The 18,985-nt window shown below is 41.8% G+C and carries 14 protein-coding genes and 2 tRNA genes; 7 read left to right on the top strand and 9 right to left on the bottom strand.

Features of this window, described 5'->3' with window-relative positions; all coding sequences use genetic code 11:
- Window positions 1-188: 188 nt before the first annotated feature.
- From J3P43_RS15445 to J3P43_RS15480, 8 genes are all read right to left on the bottom strand, one after another.
- Window positions 189-1,265, bottom strand: coding sequence for a PDDEXK nuclease domain-containing protein (locus J3P43_RS15445; RefSeq protein ID WP_255904068.1), 1,077 nt, complete (start codon window positions 1,263-1,265; stop codon window positions 189-191).
- 11 nt (window positions 1,266-1,276) lie between these two features.
- Window positions 1,277-2,497, bottom strand: coding sequence for a site-specific integrase (locus J3P43_RS15450; protein ID WP_255904070.1), 1,221 nt, complete (start codon window positions 2,495-2,497; stop codon window positions 1,277-1,279).
- Window positions 2,498-2,788: 291 nt separating this feature from the next.
- Window positions 2,789-2,862 (bottom strand) — tRNA-Pro (locus J3P43_RS15455).
- Window positions 2,863-2,963: 101 nt separating this feature from the next.
- A tRNA-Ser gene (locus J3P43_RS15460) sits at window positions 2,964-3,050 on the bottom strand.
- Between the two features lie 92 nt (window positions 3,051-3,142).
- Window positions 3,143-4,324, bottom strand: coding sequence for a class I SAM-dependent methyltransferase (locus tag J3P43_RS15465; RefSeq protein ID WP_255904072.1), 1,182 nt, complete (start codon window positions 4,322-4,324; stop codon window positions 3,143-3,145).
- A complete protein-coding gene (locus J3P43_RS15470) occupies window positions 4,324-5,595 on the bottom strand; it encodes an aspartate kinase (RefSeq protein WP_255904074.1) in 1,272 nt (423 codons plus the stop codon). The genes J3P43_RS15465 and J3P43_RS15470 overlap by 1 nt, the downstream gene beginning before the upstream one ends.
- 31 nt (window positions 5,596-5,626) lie before the next feature.
- On the bottom strand, window positions 5,627-6,094 hold the full coding sequence (locus tag J3P43_RS15475; RefSeq protein WP_255904076.1) for a GNAT family N-acetyltransferase: 468 nt from the start codon (window positions 6,092-6,094) through the stop codon (window positions 5,627-5,629).
- A gap of 1 nt (window position 6,095) precedes the next feature.
- The gene (locus J3P43_RS15480; protein ID WP_255904078.1) at window positions 6,096-6,785 is read right to left on the bottom strand and encodes a YggS family pyridoxal phosphate-dependent enzyme; all 690 of its coding nucleotides are present in this window, start codon (window positions 6,783-6,785) and stop codon (window positions 6,096-6,098) included.
- Window positions 6,786-6,825: 40 nt separating this feature from the next.
- On the opposite strand from J3P43_RS15480, the gene J3P43_RS15485 reads away from it, so the two are divergent.
- Both J3P43_RS15485 and J3P43_RS15490 read left to right on the top strand, forming a co-directional pair.
- A complete protein-coding gene (locus J3P43_RS15485) occupies window positions 6,826-7,419 on the top strand; it encodes a DUF4296 domain-containing protein (RefSeq protein ID WP_255904080.1) in 594 nt (197 codons plus the stop codon).
- Window positions 7,416-9,776, top strand: a complete 2,361-nt coding sequence (locus J3P43_RS15490; RefSeq protein ID WP_255904082.1) for an endonuclease MutS2 — start codon at window positions 7,416-7,418, stop codon at window positions 9,774-9,776. The genes J3P43_RS15485 and J3P43_RS15490 overlap by 4 nt, the downstream gene beginning before the upstream one ends.
- A gap of 74 nt (window positions 9,777-9,850) precedes the next feature.
- Here the strand turns inward: J3P43_RS15490 and J3P43_RS15495 are convergent, their stop codons facing one another.
- On the bottom strand, window positions 9,851-12,250 hold the full coding sequence (locus J3P43_RS15495; protein ID WP_255904084.1) for a hypothetical protein: 2,400 nt from the start codon (window positions 12,248-12,250) through the stop codon (window positions 9,851-9,853).
- A gap of 224 nt (window positions 12,251-12,474) precedes the next feature.
- On the opposite strand from J3P43_RS15495, the gene J3P43_RS15500 reads away from it, so the two are divergent.
- The 5 genes from J3P43_RS15500 (at window position 12,475) to J3P43_RS15520 (ending at window position 18,978) form a co-directional block, all read left to right on the top strand.
- On the top strand, window positions 12,475-13,059 hold the full coding sequence (locus J3P43_RS15500) for a TlpA family protein disulfide reductase (protein WP_255904086.1): 585 nt from the start codon (window positions 12,475-12,477) through the stop codon (window positions 13,057-13,059).
- A gap of 177 nt (window positions 13,060-13,236) precedes the next feature.
- Window positions 13,237-15,162, top strand: a complete 1,926-nt coding sequence (locus J3P43_RS15505; protein ID WP_255904088.1) for a beta-N-acetylhexosaminidase — start codon at window positions 13,237-13,239, stop codon at window positions 15,160-15,162.
- 103 nt (window positions 15,163-15,265) lie between these two features.
- Window positions 15,266-15,832 (top strand): hypothetical protein, encoded by a 567-nt coding sequence (locus J3P43_RS15510; protein WP_255904090.1) that lies wholly within the window; start codon window positions 15,266-15,268, stop codon window positions 15,830-15,832.
- Between the two features lie 125 nt (window positions 15,833-15,957).
- Entirely contained in the window at window positions 15,958-16,989 is a 1,032-nt protein-coding gene (locus J3P43_RS15515; RefSeq protein WP_255904092.1) for an LLM class flavin-dependent oxidoreductase, read from the top strand.
- 87 nt (window positions 16,990-17,076) lie between these two features.
- Entirely contained in the window at window positions 17,077-18,978 is a 1,902-nt protein-coding gene (locus tag J3P43_RS15520) for a PAS domain-containing protein (protein WP_255904094.1), read from the top strand.
- Window positions 18,979-18,985 lie beyond the last annotated feature (7 nt).

Below are 18,985 nucleotides of genomic sequence, written 5' to 3' on the forward strand. Positions count from 1 at the left end.
TGAGTTCGAAGAAACTTTTATATATTCGAAGAGAACATCTGACACTTTTTAAAACCTATTAACTGTCAGATCAAGTTGTGGCTATTACACATAAAGCCTCTACGCTATTTATTCCACATTCTCTTGACCGGTTTTTCGACTTCGCTTCTGGTGGCTTAACAGATTATCACCTACCGATATATTCTCATTTAGGCATTCAGTAGCTCCGATAATTTCCTTTCATCTGGCAAAACGCCTCTCAGGGCATCCGGGATATGTCTCGTAGTTTTAAATGTCGCAGCACCCATGGCAGTACCAAGTGATCTAAATGCGTACTCCACAATGGTATTAGACTTCTCCTTACAAAGTATTATTCCTATGCTGGAGCTCTCATTAGGTAGCTTTACCTTATCATCTAAAACATTGAGATAAAAATTAAGCTGTCCTGCATATGACGGTTTAAATTCACCTTTCTTTAATTCAAAAGCAACAAGACATTGCAGATGTCGATTGTAAAACAGTAAGTCTATAAAAAACTCTTGTCCATCCACTTCAAGCCGGTACTGATTACCCATGAAAGCAAAGCCTTTACCTAAGCCCAGAATAAATTTCCTGATGTTATTTACAATTTCCGTTTCAATAACTCTTTCGTCTTCTGTACCATCTAGGTTCATGAAATCCCATAAGTATTCGTCCTGAAACAACTGCAATGCTGTTTCTTTGACGTCCTCCCGGACTGTGCTATTGAAATTATTAGGTAATTTTCCCTGATGTTTATATAGCTTCTCAGCTATTTTCAGCTCGAGGATAGATACAGGCCAAGATTGAAGGGCGGTATTCCGAATATAGAAAAGGCGTTCCTCTGTGTTTTTACACTTATTTAATAGAATTAGATGATGTGTAAAGCTGATTGAATAGAATAGTTCAATATCATTTTCTAATTGTGCAGTCGCTGACTGCACAATTGAAACACTTGAAATTTGTGCAGTTGCCGACTGAACAAATTCTGTATTCTCATAAGCCTCGGCGAACTGCTTCATATTCATTAAGTTTCTACGAGAAAAACCCTTAAGACCCGTTAACTCATTTTGGAGATCCAATGCCAGTTGACCTATTACTTTAGCGCCCCATTTTTCTGAAGCGGCTTTTCGGGACAGCTTTATGCCAGTGCTGAGATATAGTTTTAATAGCTCACGGTTTGCGAGACGGGAAGCTTCATAACGGCTATGTATGATATTCTGCTTTAATTCTCTAATTAGTTGCAGATAGGATTCGTTCGTTTTCATAGAGGTGTAGATTAACCTAATTTCAAGTGTAGTTTCGCCATATCCTCACTAATCTTTCTCTCGAGTACTCGGGCGTAGACCTGCGTTGTCGCAATCTTCGTGTGTCCAAGCATCTTGCTCACAGTTTCAATAGGAACACCATTAGAAAGTGTCACTGTCGTTGCGAAAGTGTGCCTCGCGAGGTGAAAGGTTATATTCTTCTTAATCCCGCACAGGTCTGCGATTTCCTTTAAATAACTATTCACCTTTTGATTCGATATCATGGGGAATATTGTACCTCTGGAACTTGCCCGAATATTATCTCTGTACTTTTCAAGTATCTGCAAGCCCTTTGGGAGGATGGGGGTGTTCACAGGAACATTGCTTTTTTGGCGGTGCGTTTTTATCCAATCCTTCCCGTCAAATGCTTGTATGACGTTTTCGGGCTTTAGGTTAATGACATCTATATAGGCAAGGCCAGTATAGCAGCAAAACACAAACAGATCCCGCACCATTGCAATTCGTTCAACTTTCATTTCCTTGGTTTCAATGATCTTTAGCTCTTGAGCCGTGAGGAATTCTTTATCGACTTTGAGGAACTTCATTTTGTACTTTTCAAACGGGTCTCTGGAGAGCCATTCTAGCCTAACAGCAAGATTGAGCATTTTGCGAAGCCTTTCGAGGTGTTTCATAACTCCGTTATTACTCATGCCGGCATGGTGGTCGAGTGGCTGATAGTTTCTTAGGTAGTGTTCGAAGTCCTGAATGAACTTGTAATTGAGTTCGGATAGATGTACGTCCTTAGCTTTTATCTTATCCTTTAGAAATAGCTCCAGGTACTTTTGAGTGGTGTAGTAGTTCTTAAGAGTTCCCCAAGCAAGCGTATTCTGTTGGGTCGTATTATGGTACTCTATCAGCTTTCTAAGAGTATGTTCATCTTCTCCAGTCCGTTGAAAGGCTTGCTTAATGGCCTCAGCTGTTATTATCTTTCTGTTCACCTGTAGCTGGCGATAACAATCACCTAGCTCATTTCGAACATCTTCAAGGTAGTTGTTCAAATCTTTCCCTTCGACTGTCGAGGTTTTGCCGCATCCTTTTCGCTTGTCCCATTGCTTTATGTTGACCCAATGCTTCAGGGCCATAAAGATTTTTTTACCGTTTACCGTGATGCATACATAAACCGGTGCCTTACCATCCTTCATCTTATCCGGCCTGATGGTGAAGTAGATTCCATAGCTGTTTGTAGTTTTCATATTCCTCCTTTTGATATACTTTGTGATTATTTGGTATTCCAAATGATCATTTACGGTATCAAAACAGGGTAAAACAGGGCAAAAAATACCAAATTTTACTAACGCAACATACTGTATTACAACTAGTTGCACCTCTTTTGAATACCTCAAATGTAAAAATCAAAAACAGGTAGTCGAATAGGTACCAGACACTTTAAGATTCTTTGGGACAGATTGGGATTGACTTAAAGCAAAAAAGCCTGTAAATCAGATGATTTACAGGCTTTCGAGACACTTTGTGAGTGCCATTCGTCGGGGTGGCAGGATTCGAACCTACGACCTCCACATCCCAAATGTGGCGCGATACCGGGCTACGCTACACCCCGAACTTTTTACCGTTTGATTGTTTAAACAAGCTCCCGGTTTGGGACTGCAAAGATAGAATTTCTTGCAGCTTAATCAAATATATTTTCGAAATATATTTTTGCGGAGAGAGAGGGATTCGAACCCTCGGTACCGTTGCCAGTACGACAGTTTAGCAAACTGTTCCTTTCGGCCTCTCAGGCATCTCTCCTTTACTAAAATTTAAAGAACTAAACCCCTTTTCAGGGAGTGCAAATATAGTAATTCAAGTATGCGTTCAAAAAATAATTTTCAATGATTTCTTTACTGATTTATTGTTGCAGAGATAACCTTCAGCTTATCAGGATATACCGTTGTAAAAATCAGGAATTCATCGCCACCATCGTTGATTTTATGTTTTTTCTTTAGCTCTTCGGGCGCGTGTGGGAAGTTTCTCGTTATCACATTGGCCTTTCTTATGGTGTTTTGTTTTATAAAGGTCTTATAATCATACACTGCCTTCACTTTAAATACCCTGCCAATAAAATCCGGAACTAGCACCTCCGACGTGTAGAGGTGTGTATTTGTCTGTAATTTTAAAATCGGAAATCGAGCTGCAATGCTTTTAAAGCATCCGGCTTTGAGCAGCGCCACATTAGGTTCATACAGGTAACCAAGTGGCTCAGAGAACGGTCCGGAGTCCGCATTCTTTTCTTCGCTAAGCTTAAAGTTAAATAATCGCTGATCTGCGTCGCTAAGTGCAACACAGCTTATCTCAGGCTCAGCGGTAAAATCCCGGTCTATTATCCATAAAAGCTCTTTGCAGTCATTTTTGACACTTACTACATGCACTTCGCTCACATTGCTTAGTTCTTTTAACCCAGACTGGATGTCGAAGAGGGGTGAGGTTTTAATAATAATGCGTGTGGCTTTGGATAGAAATAACTGCAGATGCGACACCACATCTGGCTCTGTATCTTTCAAAAGAAATACCTTTTTGTTTTCGATACGCCTTGAAGGGTCAATGTAAATGGTATCAAAAATCTCTTCGGTGGATTGAAGGTAGAGCAGGCTATCATGATTTACAAAGCGGATATTTGTTGCACCCAGTACGCTCAGATTATGCTGCGCAATCTGCGAAAGTTCGGTATTCTTTTCACAATGGATCACTTCCTTTGCTTTTTTTGAAAAGTAAAAGCAGTCTACTCCGAAGCCGCCGGTTAAATCTATAACCTTATCGCCCTTAAGCAGATTACTTTTATATCCGGCGGTTACTTCCGATGAACTTTGCTCTATTGAAAGCTTTGCCGGGAAGACGATTTCGGGTGTAGAAAACCATAATGGAAGCTTTTTTTGCGAGCGCTGCTTGCCATCGAGCTGCTCGGCCAGTTCCCTCGCAGAAACTTCAACGAAGGGGCTTTTAGAAAGCGCAATCCGATTTACATCGTCCTTAAGGTATTTTTCAAGGAAGCGTTGTACCTCCGGTTTAATTATATTTGAATTCATTATGCCTGTGCATCTCTCAGCACCATTTGTGCAGTATGCCTGCTGATTTGCTCTAGTATCACCGTTTTACTGGCGGTAAGTTGGCTAATCACTTCTTTATTGAAATGTCTGATGGTTAGCAGTTGTAAGCCGGTATTGTATTTTACCTTGAAACTCTTTTCCAGAACCGACATTAGCTTTGGAAGTCTTCTGTCATCTGCATCGACGCATGCCGAATAGCTAATTGCCGACAGTTGCATCATGTTTACCTTGATATGTTCAGCGGCGAAAATCCCGTAAAGGTCACATAAATGATCTTCGGTAATAAACGATAAATCCTGCGTCGAAATACTGATTAGTACCTGATTGTTTTTTAATATAATGGCCGGCTGGGTAATTTGAACGTTGCTCTCTTTTATACAAGTTCCTGGTTCTAATGGTGATAGAAAAGGCTTCACCATCAAAGGGATCTTTGAGTTTTGTAGGGGCTTTATCGTTTTAGGATGAATCACAGTAGCTCCATAAAAAGTCATTTCCAGAGCATCCCGATAGGATAATTCCTCATACTTTACCGTATTCGGGAATAATTTCGGATCGGCATTCAATACTCCGGGCACGTCTTTCCAGATGGTTACCGCTTCAGCGTTCAGGCAGGAAGCAAAAATAGCAGCCGTATAGTCAGAACCTTCACGTCCGAGTGTTGTGGTAAAGTTCTCTGATGTTCCTCCAATGAATCCTTGCGTTACAGCGACCTGATCCGACAGTATTGCCGGTATATTTTGTTGTATGGATTTTTGTGTCCTGGCCCAGTCCACTTTTCCTTCCCGGTAGGTGTTATCGGTATGAATATAACTTCTGGCATCCAGCCATTTGGCGGCTATGCCCGAATAGTTGAGATACGCGCTCACAATTCGGGTTGAGATCAGTTCGCCCATCGACACAATCTGATCATAGGTGTAATCAAAATCGTCGTGCGGCTCTTCTTCCAGAATCCATTCTATTTCAACGAAGGTATTAGCCACCTCATTATAAACAGGGTGGTTTCTGTCTTCGAAAAGTTCTTTAATAATACTTTCGTGATAGTTTTTAATGGAGTTGAGGATGTCTTGTACATCTGCCTGCTTACCGGTATATGCTTTGGTAAGCTCTTCAAGTGCATTTGTAGTTTTGCCCATGGCAGAAACCACCACTAACAGATTTTTCTCAGGGTTAAGCTCAACTATCCGGGCAAGATTTTTTATTCCTTCAGCATCTTTAACAGATGCACCACCAAACTTAAATACGTTTACCATTTTTCGAATTTATAAGGCTTTGTTAGCAACCTCAAAAGCGCTCCAATTGTTCTTTAGACAGCGAAGCATTTAACCATCCCGCTTCGGTTGCGGATTGATATTTATTGTAAAATTTTAAAGCCGGTTCGTTCCAGTCGAGTACCTGCCAGCTCATTCCGTTAAAGCTTTTTTCTTTTGCTTCGCTGATGACGGTTTCGAACAGCATTTTACCAATCCCATTTCCTCTCATGTGTTCGGTAACGTAAAAGTCCTCCAGATACAGTCTTGGTCCTTTCCAGGTTGAAAAGCGGATATAATATAATGCGAACCCTTCAATCTTTCCATCAACTTCGGCAACAAAGCCCTTCCAGACGGGACAGTCGCCAAATCCTGCAGCTTCAAATTCCTGCCGACTTACAGTTACTTCATTTGGAGCCTTTTCATATTCAGCCAGCTCCTGAACAAGCTCTAATATTCGGCCGCAATCTTCTTGAACAGCCTCACGGATACGGATGTTCATCTTAATTATTCTTCCAATGTGGAGTAATCCGGCTTCCAAAAATGGTGCTGCCAACGCGGATCATGGTGCTGCCTTGTTCAATCGCTATTTTATAGTCGGCCGACATCCCCATCGAAATCTCTTTAAAATAATCGTCTTTTCTGAAAAAGCTTTGTTTCAGTCCATCGAACAGTACCTTTAACTCGTAAAACTCATCCCTTAATTGCTTCTCAACCCCGGTGTTTGTAGCAATGCCCATCACTCCGGTGATCCGGATGTTTTTCATCTCAGCATATTCTTCCGAGCGGAGCAATTCTATAGCTTCATCGTAGCCCAGCCCATACTTTGTGTCCTCATCAGCAATATAGATTTGTAAAAGGCAATCAATAATGCGGTTCTGCTTAGCCGCCTGCTTGTTTATCTCGATTAGCAGTTTAAGGCTGTCTACCGAGTGAATCAAGGAAATAAACGGTGCAATGTATTTTACTTTATTCGTTTGAAGATGGCCAATTAAGTGCCATTCAATATCTTTAGGGAGCTTTTCATATTTGTCAACCAATTCCTGGACCTGGTTTTCACCAAAGACCTTTTGTCCGGCGTTATAAGCCTCCATTATCTCTTCATTAGATTTTGTTTTTGAAACGGCGATGAGTTTCACGTTATAAGAACCTAATTCTTTGTTTAATTCACTCAGGTTGGCTGCAATGCTCATTTATATGTATTTTTAGCGAAAATTTCCGCTAAATTAACAAATGGGGCGCTTACTGCTATTGTTTTTTATTTTCGTGTTGTTGGGCTCATGCGGCGATAGCCTCCCGAAAAATGTGCTTCCAAAAGAGACTATGACGCCTCTGCTTACCGACCTGCACATAGCCGATGGGTATGCTTCGTCTATGTATGGCCCCGAGAACGAGATTAAAGTGGCATCTGCATATAAATCTTTATATAAGAAGTATTCTACAGATTCGATCGGTGTGCGGAAAAGTCTGGAGTACTATACCAAACATCCTGATGAATTGCAGTTGATTTATGTTGACGTTGAAAAACGGATCTTACAGCTTCAAAAAGAAGAACAAAGACGTCTTGCCCTTCAGCAAAAAGAGGAGCTGAGAAAGTTGAAGCTTGAGGAAGCTAAAAAGCAACGTAAAATTAAGTTTGCCGAATTTCGTTCGAGATTTAGCAAAGGCAAGTACGCTTTTGGAAAGTCGTATAAAACTCCGGCAGATGCTTATTTGAAGCGCTGGAAGAGGCCTGTAAAGGCGCCAAAGCCGGTAATTAAAAAAGATTCTCTGAAAACCGACTCGCTTAAGCGGAAATTGTTGTTGAAGAAGGAAAGTAGAAGATGATTTACCCTCGCAATGCCGCTGATAAACTCGGATTTACCGAGATTAAATTGCTGATACAATCTCATTGTTTGAGTGATATGGGACGACAAATGGTCGATCGCATTCAGATGATGACGAGTTTCGACCAGATAAATAAATTCTTACGCCAGACGAAGGAGTTTAAAGATATCCTGGAAAACGATGCCACATTACATATTAGTCATTTTTTCGATATAAAGTCGCTGGCCGAAAAGATCAGGGTTGAAGGGACTTTTCTTACGGAAGCGGAACTCCATCAGGTTTTACTTTCACTGCAGACCGTCTTCTCGGTTATCAACTATTTTAACGAACGCGAGGGTCGGTATCCTAATTTAGAAGGCCTGTTCGAACATCTCCCGATAGAGAAGAAAATAATTAAAAGCATTGAGGCAGTTATAGATGAGAAAGGCAAGATCCGGGCAAATGCCTCACCCGAATTGCAAACCATCACTGCCGGAATTGCGAAGGCAGAATCTGAAGCCAGGAAAAAAGTTGACCAGATCTTCAAAAACGCTCAAAATAGTGGCTGGACAGCAGATGGTAACCTGACGATAAGAGACGGACGCTTATGTATCCCGATACTGTCGGAAAATAAACGCAAGTTAAAAGGCTTTATTCATGATGAGTCGGCCTCAGGGCAAACGGTTTTTATGGAACCTGAGGAGGTTTTTCAGTTAAACAACCTTGTAAGGGATCTGGAATTCGATAAGCGGAGAGAGATTATTCGAATTTTAACCGCCCTGAGTTCTGAATTACGACCGTATGTACCGTTGCTACTTTCGTATCATGGCTTGCTCACCAAGCTTGATTTTGTGCGCGCAAAAGCTCTTTTTGCATTGCAAATTGAAGCAGAGATGCCGGTATTAGTTCAAGATCCCCAACTCAATTTAGTTAACGCCAGGCACCCTTTACTGTTTTTAAACCTTAAAAAGGAGGGAAGCACCGTAGTTCCTTTAAATATAAAAATTGACGAGCAGCAGCGGGTAGTGGTGTTGTCTGGCCCGAATGCCGGGGGTAAATCGGTTGCCATGAAAACTGTTGGTTTATTGCAGATCATGGTTCAGGCCGGATTGCTTGTACCTGTGGATGAGAGTTCAACTATCGGACTTTTTAAGCAGATTTTCGCTGATATAGGCGATGATCAGTCGATCGAAAGCGATTTAAGTACATACAGTGCCCATCTTTCTAAGATGAAGTATTTTGTAGAAAACGCCGGAGGGAAAACGCTTGTTTTAATAGATGAGTTCGGAACCGGTACCGATCCTCAGTTTGGCGGCCCCATTGCGGAAGCGGTGCTCGAAGCTTTAAACCGTAAACATATCCGCGGCGTAGTTACCACTCACTATTCTAATCTAAAGGTTTTTGCAAATGCTGCAGAAGGCCTCGAAAACGCTTCAATGATTTTTGATAATCTCAAAATGCAGCCCTTATATATTCTTGAGATGGGAAAACCCGGAAGCTCGTACGCGTTTGAGATTGCCCAAAAGATCGGCTTGCCGCAGAATGTGATCAATGCCGCAAAGAATAAGATTGGAGTGCATCAAAAAAAGGTAGATACGCTTTTAATTGATCTGGAACGCGATAAAAAAGAAATTCTTGAAAAGAAAATTGCAGTTGAAAAACAGCAGCGGCGAGTAAATGTATTGCTTGAAGAGAACGAAAGGTTAAAAACTTATCTGGACGAAAACAAGAAGCTGATACTAAAAGACGCGAAAAAGGAAGCTCAAAGTATCATTCTGAATGCAAATAAGCTGGTCGAAAATACCATATCAGAAATACGCGAAAGTAAAGCAGATAAAGAAAAAACTCAAAAACTTCGACAAAATCTTCAGCAGGAACTTCAGAAAAATAGCGTCAAAGAAAAACCGGCTTTCGCCCCGGCAAATACTTCCGAATTAAAGGCCGGCGATTGGGTTAAACTTGAAGATTCTGAAACGGTAGGCCAGATTATGGATATTACCAAGGATAATGTGATCCTTGCAATAGGTGATCTGCGATCGGTTGTGAAGCGGAAACGCGTTCAGAAGATAACGAGCAAAGAAGTTCCAAAAGAGATACGCCGCTCTTATTCCTCGCAGGTTACGGACGCCATTGCACAGTTTAACCCGGAAATTGATGTAAGGGGTTTACGGGGGGAAGAAGCTTTATTCGAAATCGAGAAATACCTTGACCGGGCGCTGATGATGGGATTTTCGAATCTAAAGATCATTCACGGTAAGGGAGACGGCATTTTAAGGAAGCTAATAAGGGATTACTTAAGGAAATACTCACAGGTAAACCGGGTAGAGGATGAGCATGCTGATAGGGGCGGGGATGGAATTACGTATGTGTATTTGTAATGCGAAATTGAGCACGCTACATGGATCGTGCCGTGGCCTCGGAATTTATCGGGCGACCAAATATCTATAAGTGCCTACTTCACACTAAACGTTGTTTTTCCAAACATGGGTTTTAACGTATTTACGTCAATACCCTGTGCAATAATGACAAAATCTGCTTTAACATCATTGCTAAAGAAAGTAAATGTATTTTGCCCGCTTTCAGGCGTTCCAAAATTAGGATTCCAGTAAAGAGTGGTCTCAAATGTTGGCTCTTCAATCTTTTCTCTTTCAAAGTCGGTTACCTGAAATTCTTTGGGTATTATAATGTTTTTAATGAGCCATTCCTCACCTGTGGTGCGGCAACGGTACACCACCGGCCCCTGCGGCGAGGCATAAACTCTGCCTTCTTCTGGTACGCCCATATCTCCCGGGTGATTTTTACAGTTTAAGATATTATTTCGGCAAACATACGCTGAACATCCGGTAGTGCCTATATTCTGTGTGGTTACCAATTGTTGCGATTTTCGTTTAATTTCAACCGTTTTTAACAGGTTGCCGGCTTTGGTAACTTCAGAGGGTTTATTATTATCAAAAGCATTGAATACTTCCGGAATAAATAGAGCATTGCCTTGAGTAATACGCTTGTCGAAGTTTAAATCATAATTATTATACGCAATTGTGTAAAGTTGTGAAAACTCAATACTTTGTTTAAGATTCCATTTGTTGCTCCGGCTTGACAGCAGGCTATGAGGTCTTATAGAAAATGTTTTATCTGGGTTTACATTAATAATAACACCCTTTTCTTTAGAGAGGATCACAAATTTTTTAAGTTCGGGTGCTTTTTTGAAATTGTATTGCACAGTTCCGCTAACGCCTCCGGTATTTGCAAACAATTTAACCGGACCCTGTTCTATATATTTAATAACCTGTTGTGTATTACTATTTAGCCAGTTTTTAGTGATCAATAAATCATCAATATCCCTCTCTATTGTTTCTGAGATATAGCGGTTGCAATTTGTTCCGTCCAGAAAACGATAATAATAGGCATTTAGAATATTGCGATAAGTTTCAGAATTGATGCGTGATTTCTCTACTACCGCAATCGATAAGTTAGCGGCAACTGGCTTTCCCTCCCCGTTTTTAACTTCCAGGTTCACCTCTACTTTCTTCCGGGTTCCATAAACCGACTGTTGAGTAGTTAAGCTCACTTTATAGTCTTCCTGGCCTGGCTTATTTAGAATTAGTCGTTCGCTTTTAACATTCAGGGATTCATCAAGTACAAAAATGCTGACCACTTCTTTAGGAATTTCGCGAAAAATAAAGGGTACGGCAATAGAATCGCCTGCTGCTACGCTTAGTGGTTTAGCCAGTAAGATCTTATCCAGAGTTCTAAAAACAAGCAGCGCATTTCCAGACTCGCTCCGATTTTTTATTGCGGCTATCGATTTATTACCACGCTGTGTTACCGATAAAGCATAGCCTTTGTCTTCAACATCAACAGGATATTGGGTCGCGCTATTATTGTTATCAGTATGTTTAATAGTATAACTTGAGCCAGGTAATGGCTTAAATGTGATAGAAGCAATACCATAGATATTTGTTCGGAACTTCTTAATTTCCCTGTTGTTTTCCATCAAACTCAAATTGGCACTCACAGGGTACTTATTTATATCCAGGGCTTCAACCATTACCTTAGAATTAAATCCTTTGAGCAAATGTCCTCCTTCTGGAAAAAGTTTAATTTTAACCGGATTACCTTCGTGGCGGAGGTTAAGCTCCAGTTCGGCATAATCGGAGTTTCTGTTAAAAACTACCCTCACCCTTAAACTCTTTTCGTTATCCAGCGGGGGATATGTAAAATTGATAAACGCTTCGCCAAAAGTGTTAGTAGTGATCCGTGCGCTTTTTAATACCTTTTTGCCATCCAGAAGTTCGTATGTTCCCTTAATTCCTTTTTGCAGGTAGATTCCTTCTTTTAATTTTACTACTACCTGGATCTGCTTCCCTCGTCTAATGTTAGCGGTGTCTGTCACCGAGGCACTTGCCTCAAGGCGCTTGGCTACGTTTCGTTGTACTTTTATGTTTTGAACAAAGATGTCCGACTCCTTAAAATTAATCATCCGGTCGGTGTAAGCGTATAAATAGTAGTTTCCATCTTTTAGCGTATCGGGCAAAAGAATTTCGCCATGACTTCTGATATCATACATCGGAAACTGTTCCGATAACATTACTTGTTTCTTTTCGTTGGTTAATCGTACATATAATACCTCATTGTCGATCACATTGCCGTCTAGCACATAAGCTTTAAACCAAACATCTTCGTTTTGCGAGTAAACACTTTTATCAAGATGAAGAAACAAGTGAGTAGATGGGTTCTCTTTATGATATAACGATAGCCGCTGTTCTAGTTGCAATAATAGATCTTCAGGATTCATGAATGCAATAACGAACGGAAAAAGACAGAGGAAGCAGGCTATTTTAATCGCTTTCATCAATTTAAATTAAGGAAAGATAACGATGTTTTCATTATAGAAGAAAGTGTAACAAAAGAAATAGTATGCCAGATGGTTTATCTGTTTATCTTAGCTTCTTTCACGAGTTACAATCAGAAGGGCTTATACGACATAGGCTTTGGAGTTTTATAGCCGCTGAGCTGAATGGTAATCAACCATTTTTCGGGATTGTGGTGGTCGATAAACTCTTTAAAGGATAAAGAATGAAATTTAAAAATTTAATAAAGGGGAATATAGGTTTTATAGCAGCGATGGCTTTTTTGTTGCTAATGGTTTTTAATCCATCTGCGAAAGCCTGGATGCTTAGTGGCTTGATGAAAGTTGGGTTGTTTCAACCTGATGTTAAGGCCAAAGAACCAGGACAACCCGTCAAAATGTTGCCCGAAGGTATTGTGTTTTTAGATCAGGTAGGAAATACCGTAGACTTATCCACCTTAAAGGGAAAAGTGCTTTTTATTAATTTCTGGGCCACCTGGTGCCCTCCCTGTATTGCAGAAATGCCTTCAATAAACAAGCTTTATCAGCAATTTGAACATAACAAAGACATGGTTTTTTTGATGGTTGATGTAGACAATAGTTTGCAGCGATCACTAGAATTTATGGAGCAGAAAAATTATTCTTTGCCGGTACACACTCCCGCAAGCGTTATTCCCTCAAGTATTTTTGATGGTTCAATTCCTACAACCATCATGGTAAATAAAGTGGGCCAGATTGTTTTTGAGCATGCCGGTGGGGCCGATTTTAGCAATGAAGAGCTGATTCAGTTTATGCAAAATCTGTTAAAATAAGTTGTTCTGACTTAAGAAAATCGTTGGCAGAGCTAACTCTGATGGTATCAGCCGATAAATAACAGGTTGCAGGCATCGGATGTTGATGGCATATGCACGCGAAAAAAAGTAATAAATTACAACATCAACAGTTATCAAATTAACATAATGCATACTTTGGTCTGATAATACAGGTATATGATATTTACACGCATTTTTCTTTTTCTGAGCTGTTGCCTCTCTCTATCGCACTTTTCGGCCTCGGCCCAAGAACCCGACAATAAAATCTCTATTATTCCCGAACCTGTTGAACTGGCCAGGACGGAAGGTTATTTTATCCTGCCGGATGAGATAACGATTAGAGTGACCTTATCAGACGAGTTGCAAAATACCGTAGCCCTTTTAAAGGAAAAGATAGTTACTACTGCCGGAACCCGGGTAACTATTGCTTCCAAAGATGATCAGGCAGCCATCGTCTTACAGATAAACCCCAGCGAAGATATCACCCTTGGTAAGGAAGGCTACCGGTTGCATGTTAACCCTAAGCAGATTGTAATAAGGGCCAACCAGCCCGCTGGTTTATTTTACGGAGTTCAAACGCTTTTACAGCTTTTCCCCAAAGAGATTGAAGGGAAGAAAATCGTTAAAACTAACAAATGGCGCATCCCATCGGTAAACATTGCCGATTATCCGCGCTTCGCATGGAGAGGATTAATGTTCGATGTGTCGAGACACTTTTTTACCAAAGAGGAAGTGAAGAAATATATCGACAATATGGTGAAGTATAAATATAATCTGCTGCATCTTCATCTAACAGACGACGAAGGCTGGAGAATACAAATAAAAAGTCTGCCCCGGCTTACCGAAGTGGGTGCCTGGAGGGTCAATAAAACAGGATACTTCGGATCTTTTTCTCATCCCCAGCCCGGCGAACCTAAAGATTATGGGGGTTTTTATACGCAGGAAGATATTAAAGAAATCATTCGCTATGCGTCTGATCGATTTGTAAATATTTTGCCCGAAATCGATGTGCCGGGACATAGCCTCGCCGCAATAGCCTCTTACCCCGAACTGTCTTGCACTCCCGGAGTTGAAAAATATTCTGTACGCGCCGGAGAGCCCATTATGGACTGGTCGAGAGGAGCGCCACCAATCGCTTTGATAGATAATACTCTGTGTCCTGCAAACGAGAAGGTTTACGAATTTTTAGATAAGGTGATTACAGAGGTGGCCGCTCTGTTTCCCTTCGAATATATTCATATGGGAGGCGACGAAGCTCCGCATAATTTTTGGCAAAAAAATCCTGCTATCCAGGCCTTGATGCAAAAAGAAGGATTAAAAACCATGGAACAAGTGCAGGGCTATTTTACCCGCCGCGTAGAAGCCATTGTACAATCTAAAGGAAAGAAGTTTATTGGATGGGATGAAATATTAGAAGGTGCGCCCTCGAAGTCTACCGCTGTAATGAGCTGGCGTGGTGTTGAAGGTGGCATAAAAGCCGCCGGTTTGGGCCACGAAGTAGTAATAAGCCCCAGTACTTATGCCTATCTGGATTATATGCAAGGTGATATTGCCATTGAACCAAAGAATTACGCATCATTACGTTTAAGTAAGGCTTATCAGTTCGATCCAGGGGAAGGAATTGCGGATATCAGATTCATAAAAGGTGGTCAGGGCAACTTGTGGACCGAGCAGATCTACAACATGCGCCATGCTGAATATATGACATGGCCCCGCGCAATGGCAATCGCCGAATCGGTTTGGTCGCCAGCCGGCAAAAAGAACTGGACAAACTTCTATACCAAAGTGGAGAACCATTTTAAGAGACTGGATCTTGCCGAAGTAAAATACGCTCCGAGCATGTATGATCCCGTCTTTTTGCCTTCAACTGGTTCTGATAACACCTTGCGGGTGGAGCTAAGTACAGAAATTCCTGGACTGGATGTTCATTATACCTTCGACAACTCCTTTCCGGACAAATTTTATCCGAAGTATACCGCCCCTTTGGTAGTTCCTAAAGATGCGGTTACCTTAAAAGTTATCACCTACCGGGATGGTAAACCCATTGGTCGCATGATTACAGCGCAGATTGCTGATTTGAAGGCCCGGATTAAGAAGAAATAAGGTTTCGGATCTCAATCCGGAGATAGAGCTATAACAAGAGTGGCATTCGCGGTGTTTGGCCGGAATACCTGCTGTTGCTATATTTGGATAAAAGCCCTGTTAAATGAAGCGATTTTTAATACCCACTTGGTTGTATCTGCTTTTTCTAATGTCTTGCTCTACAGCATCTGATCCCGAACCCGCAACCGCATTGAAAGATAAGAAGTATACTATTGACAGTTTGATTAATAAGGATCGGAAACTTATAGTAATGGCTAAAGTCAGAGGGCAGGATGCTATCGGCGCAATGCCTAAAGATCCGGCGCAGGTTGAAGTGGTTTATAATATTTTGAAAGATAAAAATGGCAGAATAGTATACATTTCTGAAATGCCAAAAAGCCCAAACGACGATTGGTTTATTGCCTGTAAAAGCTATTTTGATGAGAACGGCAATCTGTTTGCGTTCCAGCGCCAGAATAACTTTTTTAACAGTGAATGCACGAAAGGTGCTGCTTTAGAAAATCTGCAAAGGTTTTATAATGATAAGTTCGACGTGCTGGATTCTGTCTATACCCTGACGGACAGCTATAAAAAAGATCTTACAGAGGCGCCTTGTAAGTTTCCCTATAATTTCCCCTACAAGATTTATAAAAATGTGGATGAATATCGGGGGACGGTGAAGGGGCTATAGCAATCTATCAAAATCCTTGTATGTCCCACTCCAACGGTTTACTCACGGTCATAAAATACGTAGTCTCATTATCTTATCTCTCATAGCTTTATTTTTGCTCCGTAAACGATTTAGAATAATGAGAGATGAGCGTTATTTCACTAGATAATATTCCCTTTTCCGTACTCGACCTGGCCACAGTTGTCCGCGGAAAAACACCTTCAGATACTTTTAAAAATAGTCTTGACCTGGCTAAACATGCCGAACGTCTGGGATACAACCGCTATTGGTTTGCAGAACATCATAACATGATCAGCGTTGCCAGCTCGGCTACGGCGGTATTGATTGGATATGTCGCTGCCGGGACATCCCGCATCCGCGTTGGCTCCGGCGGAATAATGCTGCCCAATCATTCGCCGCTCATTGTTGCCGAGCAATTCGGAACTCTGGCGTCCATCTATCCGGAACGGATCGACTTGGGCCTGGGACGCGCGCCGGGAACAGATCAGTTAACTGCCAAAGCGATAAGAGGCGAGAATTTTGAAACAGTTCACAGTTTCCCCAGAGATGTAAAAATGTTGCAAACGCTTTTTTCTGCCGAGAATAGCAGTAACGAGGTGCGGGCAATTCCGGGCGAGGGACTTGATATCCCGATCTGGATACTGGGATCGAGTACCGACAGCGCAAGGCTTGCTGCCGAAATGGGTTTGCCTTATGCATTCGCCAGCCATTTTGCTCCGGCATATTTCAGCAGCGCAATTAACTTGTATCGCCAGAATTTTCGTCCTTCAATCTATCTGCAGCAACCCTATGTATTAGCCTGTGTAAATGTCGTAGCCGCCGATACAGACGACGAAGCAAATTACCTCGCTACTTCGGTACAGCAGTTCTTTATGGGGGTAGTTACGGGCAAGCGCGATTTGCTGCCTCCGCCGGTAGAACGCATGGACGATATCTGGACCATTTATGAAGAAGCTGCCGTTAAGCAAATGCTTAGATATTCCTTTATCGGTGGACCGGATACCATTAAAAGCGAAATGCAGACTTTTGTCGACGAAAACAGGATCGACGAAGTAATGGCAACCTCGCATATCTTCGACCATAAAGCCAGGATACATTCTTACGAACTTTTGGCGAATGTCTTTAAGTCTAATACAGCGCTACGACGAAACGATTAGTAAAGCCCGATTGCATCCCGATATTTGCCTTGTCATCAGGCGGCTTAGTGTAAACTTTTTCGCCAGGTTTTTGTTCTTTGAACAGTGATGAGTCAGAGTCAATACGGCCTTGAGGAGATATATAGGATTGCCCTCGAGCAATCTTCCTTTATGACCGCGATATATACGGGTCCTGAAATTCGGATTAAGTTCGTCAATGATCTTATGCTCAGGGCCTGGGGGAAAGATCTGTCTATTATAGATCAACCCATACGTCAGGCTGTTCCTGAACTGGAGGGACAACCTTTTTTTGATTATTTTGAGACGGTATACAAAACAGGAACGGCTTATGAAAGTGTTGAAGAGAGAGCCGATCTGCTGGTTAACGGCACCTTCCAATCGTTTTACTACAATTTTAGTTATAGGCCTTTAAAATACCCCGACGGAACGGTGTGGGGAATAGTTCACACCGCTACAGACGTTACCGATCATGTTATGTCTAAACGGGCATTACAGGAAAGCGAGCGGAACTTCAAAAATATGATCCTCCAGTCGCCGGTTGCTAGCTGCATTTATAACGGCCCGCGGTTTATACTATCAGTTGCCAATAAAAGAATGCTCGAGCTGATAGGTAAAACCGAAGACCAAGTGTTAAATAAACCCGTTATGGAAGGTTTGCCCGAAGTAAAGGATGAGGGCTTTGAGCAAATTCTCCAGAAAGTGTACAACACTGGCGAAGGCTTTGAAGCCAGAGAGCAAGCAGTGCCTTTGCCAAGGGACGGAAAAGTAGAAACCGTCTATATCAACTTTACCTACACCGCCATCCGAAACGGAGAAGGGCAGGTTACTGATGTTCTTGCAGTGGCTTACGATGTGTCGGATCAGGTTAAAGCAAAACTTCAACTGAAAGCTTTTGCAGAAGAAAAGGAGAGAATAGCCAAAAGCCTCCGTGAAGAGCGTGAGAGACTGACTCAAATCCTCGAGACAATGGCAGAAGGGGTGGGTATCATTGATGTGGAGGGAAATATTACCTATGCAAACCCAATGGCCGAAAAAATCCTCGGACTACAGCGGGATGAAATACTGACACGCACCTATTTCAGTACAAACTGGGAGAATCTTAGATTAGACGGCTCTGCCTTGCCCGAAAGCGAGCATCCAATGAGTATTGCCATGACTACAGGACAGTTGGTGTTCGATCATGTAATTGCCGTTCAACCACCGGATAAAGAGCTGATTTTTATTTCCATAAACGCTGCTCCGATAAGAAATGAAGATGGAGAAATTGTTGCCGGAATTGGCTCATTTATGGACGTTACCAGTCGTGTGAAGCTTGCACAGCAGAAAGATGAGTTTATAAGCGTGGCTAGTCACGAGCTCAAAACACCCTTAACAAGCGTAAAGGCGGGTTTCCAGATTTTGCATCGTTACTTCGATAAAAGACCGGATTTGCCTGAGGGATTATCCAGAATCTTCCAGTCGGCAAACCAGAATCTCGACAAGTTAGGGGCCTTGGTGAACGACCTTTTAAACGTCACAAAAATAGAAAAAGGCCAGCTGGTACTCAGTAAAACCACGTTTAATGTTGTCGACTTGATAAGAGAATGCTGCGATCACGTACGTTTTGCCGGTACGCATGAGATTGTCACTTCAGGTGATTGGAATGCCGAGATGCATGCAGATAAACAAAAGATTGATCAGGTGCTTGTTAATCTGGTCAACAACGCTGTAAAGTATTCTCCTAATAAGAACAAGATAATTGTGCATGTAGAAACTATACCCGGCCACATAAAAGTATCGGTTCAAGATTTTGGGATTGGGATTGCAAAAGAAAAAGCCAGCCATATATTTGACCGTTTTTACCGGGTCGACAATTCGGGGGTGCAATTCTCGGGGCTTGGTTTAGGTCTGTATATTTCGTCGGAAATAATCCGCAGGCACAATGGCGAGATTGGCGTTCAGAGTGAGCCCGGAAAAGGCAGCACCTTCTGGTTTTCCATCCCCGTTTAAGCGAATT

It is taken from the genome of Paradesertivirga mongoliensis (assembly GCF_024436395.1).
Lineage (GTDB): Bacteria > Bacteroidota > Bacteroidia > Sphingobacteriales > Sphingobacteriaceae > Paradesertivirga > Paradesertivirga mongoliensis.